Origin of the sequence: Streptomyces sp. NPDC017890, assembly GCF_044328675.1 — a bacterium.
GTDB lineage: Bacteria > Actinomycetota > Actinomycetes > Streptomycetales > Streptomycetaceae > Streptomyces.
In genome coordinates, this window is record NZ_JBIRHU010000070.1 from 1 (window position 1) to 4,811 (window position 4,811).

At 64.7% G+C, this 4,811-nt stretch carries 4 protein-coding genes; all 4 read right to left on the bottom strand.

The window, feature by feature from the left end:
- Positions 1-269: 269 nt before the first annotated feature.
- Entirely contained in the window at positions 270-1,361 is a 1,092-nt protein-coding gene (locus ACH4F2_RS35060) for a hypothetical protein (RefSeq protein WP_350835329.1), read from the bottom strand.
- A 528-nt stretch (positions 1,362-1,889) separates the two neighbouring features.
- Positions 1,890-2,789 carry an ISL3 family transposase gene (locus tag ACH4F2_RS35065; protein ID WP_350835191.1) on the bottom strand — a complete coding sequence of 300 codons (900 nt, stop codon included), beginning with the start codon at positions 2,787-2,789 and terminating at the stop codon, positions 1,890-1,892.
- Between the two features lie 10 nt (positions 2,790-2,799).
- On the bottom strand, positions 2,800-3,864 hold the full coding sequence (locus tag ACH4F2_RS35070; RefSeq protein WP_054186956.1) for an IS630 family transposase: 1,065 nt from the start codon (positions 3,862-3,864) through the stop codon (positions 2,800-2,802).
- A gap of 12 nt (positions 3,865-3,876) precedes the next feature.
- Positions 3,877-4,293 (bottom strand): transposase family protein, encoded by a 417-nt coding sequence (locus tag ACH4F2_RS35075; RefSeq protein WP_073513843.1) that lies wholly within the window; start codon positions 4,291-4,293, stop codon positions 3,877-3,879.
- Positions 4,294-4,811 lie beyond the last annotated feature (518 nt).

Below are 4,811 nucleotides of genomic sequence, written 5' to 3' on the forward strand. Positions count from 1 at the left end.
GTTGACGGACCTGGGTGACCATGAGGTTGGCGAGGGCGACGAGATGCCACTTGTCGACTGCGATCCGCGCGTCCGGCAGGGCGGTGCGGATCCCGGATCGACAGGTACAACAGCGCCCGCCCGCACACCCGCCTCGGCAACGCCCCACCCGCCGAGTACGAGGCAGCGCACTGCGCTGAGCCCACCAAGTCATCGCGACCGGCAATGACACCTGCATAGACGTGGCATCAACGCGTAGATGTTTCAGTTTCTTCTGTGCTGGGGCTGTGTCAGGTGCTGGACCGGGTGTAGGCAGCGGCGCGCACCACATCGTCGTCCTCCAGTCCAGCTCCTAGTGCTCCGCCCACGGTGGCCAGGCTGGCGGTGAGCCAGCTGATCTTCGCGTAGTCCAAAGCGTTCACTGGGTGACCGGCGACACCGGCCAGTACCGGCTCGTCGATGAGCAGCAGCGCGCCGACCCAGGACAGGATGAATAAGCCGAGGTAGAACACCACAACCCCGATGGCCACGGTCGCGGTGGTGGCCAAATTGAACAGGATCACCTGCTCACGTTGGGCTCGCCGCCGTGGGCGCTCCCACAAGTCTGCTCCCAGGATCAGGGTGGCACTCACCGCCCCGATCGCCATCACCGCCAGCAGGACCAGGCGCACCGGCCCGTAGGCCATGGCCAGTACCCATAGGTCCGAGGCCACCAATGTCAGCATGCCGGTGGCCGCTGCCACGACCATCGCCCGGGAGAGCCGGGCCACGAAGGCCCAAGGCTGGTTGGCGCGGATCATGCCCAGCAGCAACCGCACGTTGCCGCTCAGCACTCGGGCCGTGAACTGCACGACGTTGTCGTCCGGGCGTTCGTCGAGATCGGTGGACAGCTGGTGGGCTCTTCGAGCAAGATCCCGCTGGGCGTTGAGGTCTTCGGCGTCGTAGCCCAGGAGCTGCCCGACCACGTGCACGGTGGTCTCTTGCACCTTCTGCCGCACGTGCACGGCTCCCAGGGTTGGGACGGAGACCAGTCCTACCCCGTGCACGGGGCTGAGCTGGGTGAGCACCGGACGTCGGCCGGTCTTCAGGGGGATCTCGGTGAGCACCACGGCCAAATCCCAGTTCTCCTCCAGCACGCGGTTTCGGGCCGCCTCCAGCAGGTCCAAGGTCTCGGTGGGTGGATCGACCAGCCGGTCTTCGGCCATCTTCAGTTGCCAGCGCACTCCCGGATACCGCTGCACCAAAATCTTGCGCACCGAGGTGGTGACCTCGGGGCCGAGCATCGCACTCAGGGATGGTGAGACCACCAGGCCGATGAGCAGCTCGGCATCGGAAAGGGGTTCGGCAGGATCGGGGGTGGATCGGCAACGCTTAGCAGTCATCGCTCCATGGTGAGGCAACCACGGGCCGATTGCCACTGGCTCGATGGAGCCCCGAAGGTTTCGTGCAGCACCGCGGGCCGGATTCGGTGGTCGCCTCGATCCCGGAGAGAGCGGTGCTGCTCACTGCGAAATCCTCTCCCCGCCGACGCCGCCAGCGCGAAGACATCACAGCCAGCGGGCCCGGGACCTGCCGGTGTCGAGGACGGCTTCTCGATGATGCTGCAGTGACGGATCGGTTGAAGTGCTTCGGCGGTGTGGGAGCAGTGATCAGCGTGGGGGCGGTCGATTCCGTTCGGACAGGTGATGCATCGACTGCCCAGCGGCAGGTGCGGTACTGATGCGTGGGTACCCGGTGCAGGGGTGTCAAGGCCCAGCTCCGAAGACGGCAAGCCGGGCACGTGAAAGGCGAATTATGGCCCGCCGCAACCCGAGCGGGAAGGCATGTGTGGCACGAGGCGCCGAAGACGGGCCGGGCGTTTACTGCAGAGATAAATGGCTCTCCGCATTTGAGCGGGGCGTGTGCTGATTTCATGCTGCTGGTCTCTGCCCTCGGGTGAGGGCGATGTGGACCATGATGCGCCTTCGGTAGTTGTCCATGTTGGTGAAGCCGCATCCGACACGCTTGGTTTGCTTGATGATCCGGTTGAAGCCCTCGGTGCGGGCGTTGGTCACGTCCTCGGTGAGCGCGACGAGCACCGCTGGCCACCAGGTGTCGATCGTGGTCGCCAGGCGGCTGGTTTCCTCCATGTCGGCGCGGGCGGCGGCGTCGTAGAAGTCGTACAGCCTGCGCCGGATCTGGTGCGGCTGGTGTTCGGCCAGCAGCAGGCGCAGGCGTTCCTTGACGGCATGCGCGGCGGCGATCTCGTTGGTCGGATCCTCGGCGGCGAGGGCGGCGTTGAACCGGGCCTTTTGCTTCACGGTGAGGTGCTCGTAGCCGGTGAGCAGCAGTTGCCGGCTGGCCCAGACTTTGTCGGTGGCGGTGCCGCGGCGGCCGTGCAGTTGCCGGGTGATCCGTTGACGGACCTGGGTGACCATGAGGTTGGCGAGGGCGACGAGATGCCACTTGTCGACTGCGATCCGCGCGTCCGGCAGGGCGGTGCGGATCCCGCCCGCGTACGGCGCGGACGGGTCGATCACGACCAGGTCGATGCCGGCCCGGAACGCGGGTGTCTGCAGCGCGAGCCAGTCGATCACGCACGCCCCGGAGCGTCCCGGGGTCAGCCCGAGAAGGTGCCCGGGCAGGGTGGGGTCGGCGTTGACGAACGAGGTCATCCACGGGTTCGACCGTGTCCAGCCGGCCTCTTCGAGCACCCAGCGCACCGACCGGGCGCGGGTCTCGTCGATGCCGAGCACGCGGGTGGGTTCCGGCTCGGGCAGCCACTGGTTGGCCAGTGCGATGAGCGCCCGGTGCGCGGTCGACCACGCCACCTGGTACTCGCTAGTGCCCCGAGTTTGAAGTTGTTTTACGGTCAGCTTTCACCAGGATCTGCTCGGCGGTTTTCGTCCACACGAACGGCTGCGCCCGCGGATTCCACCCGTTGATGAACTCTCGGATCTTCGCCGTCAGTTCGCGGACACTGCGGAAAGTTCCGCGATGAATCGCTTGGCGTTCGATGATCCCGAACCACACCTCGACGAGGTTCATCCACGACGCCGACGTCGGGGTGAAATGAACATGGATCCGCGGATTCGCAGCCAGCCACTCGCGGACCTCGGCCTTCTTGTGGGTGGCGTAGTTGTCCATCACCAAGTGCAGTTCCTGCTTCGGATACGCGCGTGCGACATGTTTGAGGAACACCAGAAACTCCTGGTGACGGTGTCGCGGCCGGCAGATCCCGGTCACCTTTCCGGTCGCGATCTCCAACGCCGCGAACAAGGTGGTGGTGCCGTTGCGGATGTAGTCGTGGGTTTGCTTCTCGGGCATTCCGATCTGCATCGGCAACGTCGGAGCGGTCCGATCCAATGCCTGGATCTGCGATTTCTCGTCCACGCAGAGCACGATCGCGTTCTCGGGCGGATCGAGATACAACCCGACGATGTCGGTGACCTTCGCGACCAGTTCCGGATCGGTGGAAAACTTGAATGTCTCACTGCGCCAAGGCTGCACACCGTACTCGCGCCAGATCCGTGCGACCGTGCCGTACCCGATCCCCAAATGTTTCGCGAGCAGGCGCGAACTCCAGTGTGTGACACCGTATTTCTTCGGCGGCGGCATCAAGGTCGCGGAGACGATCTCCCGGCGATCGAGGCTACGCGGCCGCCCCGAACGCGCATCGTCTTCGAGGCCGGCCAAGCCGTCTACGTCGTAGCGGGCGCGCCAGGAGATCACCGTCGGCCGCGACACCCCGACCAGTTCCGCGATCGACGAATTCGACTCACCTTGAGATGCGAGCAAAACAATCCTCGCTCGCTGCGCCGCACCGGAGGAGATCGACCTCGACCGCAGTCGTCGGGCCAACTCGAGATCGTCGCCGTCTCGCAAGAGTAGGGGCTTAATCCGCATGCTTGAAGTATCTCAAATCGCACTGTCAAAGAATTTTAGGCGCGCGGCACTAGCGACCTCGCTGACGGCGCGGTTGCCCGACGCGATCGCCGAACCGTTCTTCTCTCGTAGCCGGGTCGTGAGCCGCGACCGTGCCGGCACAGCGCGGGACTGCTGCGTGAATGTCGCTGTCCCACAGGCCGGTTCGCGGCACACCAAGCGCCGTTTGAGCCACCACAGATCGGTTCTTTGGCCGGAGGCAGGCAAGTCCTTGACTCGAACCAGTGGCCGCTCCTTGATCCTTGAGGTGAGCACCCCGCACTCGGGGCAGGCGCCCTCCGGGTCGATGACCTCGATGACGACACGCACCGTGTCGGCATCGATTCGTTCGAGCTGCAGGACGGTGAACTCGTCCTCCAGCCCGAGCAGCACTGACGTACCCTCGTTCATGCTCGTGGCCTCGCTGTTGTCGCGTTGTGAGAGACCAACAGCATGTCGGGGCCACGAGCCCCATCAACTACCGGGCACCCCGCTCAAGCGCGAAGAGCCTCTTAAGTGACTGTGTAACAACCAGTTTCGATGGAAGTCGCTATCTGAATTGAAATTCTGGGCGGAAATGCACGACGACCAATGGCTCTGGCAGGGGTAACTGTGCGCGTCACCGATGGCGAGGGAACCAACAGCGTCGAGATCGACATGCTCGTGACCGCCGACGCCATCACCGAAGTGCCGTCGGTTGGCTGAGACTTGTTCAGTGCCGAGCCCTGCAAGAGCGGAGTTTGCGTCGGGCGCTCCCGGTAGATCGGCGGTGGCCTTCATGGTGTGATCGCGCTCTATACGCACTGGCTTTAGTGGTGGGTGTTGCTGTCGCGGCGCGCCGTCCTGTGGGCGGCAGGAAGAATCTGGCCGACGTGTTCGGCGGGACCGAGCATGAAGCGGTCCAAGCCGGAACGCGTTGGGCTGTAGAC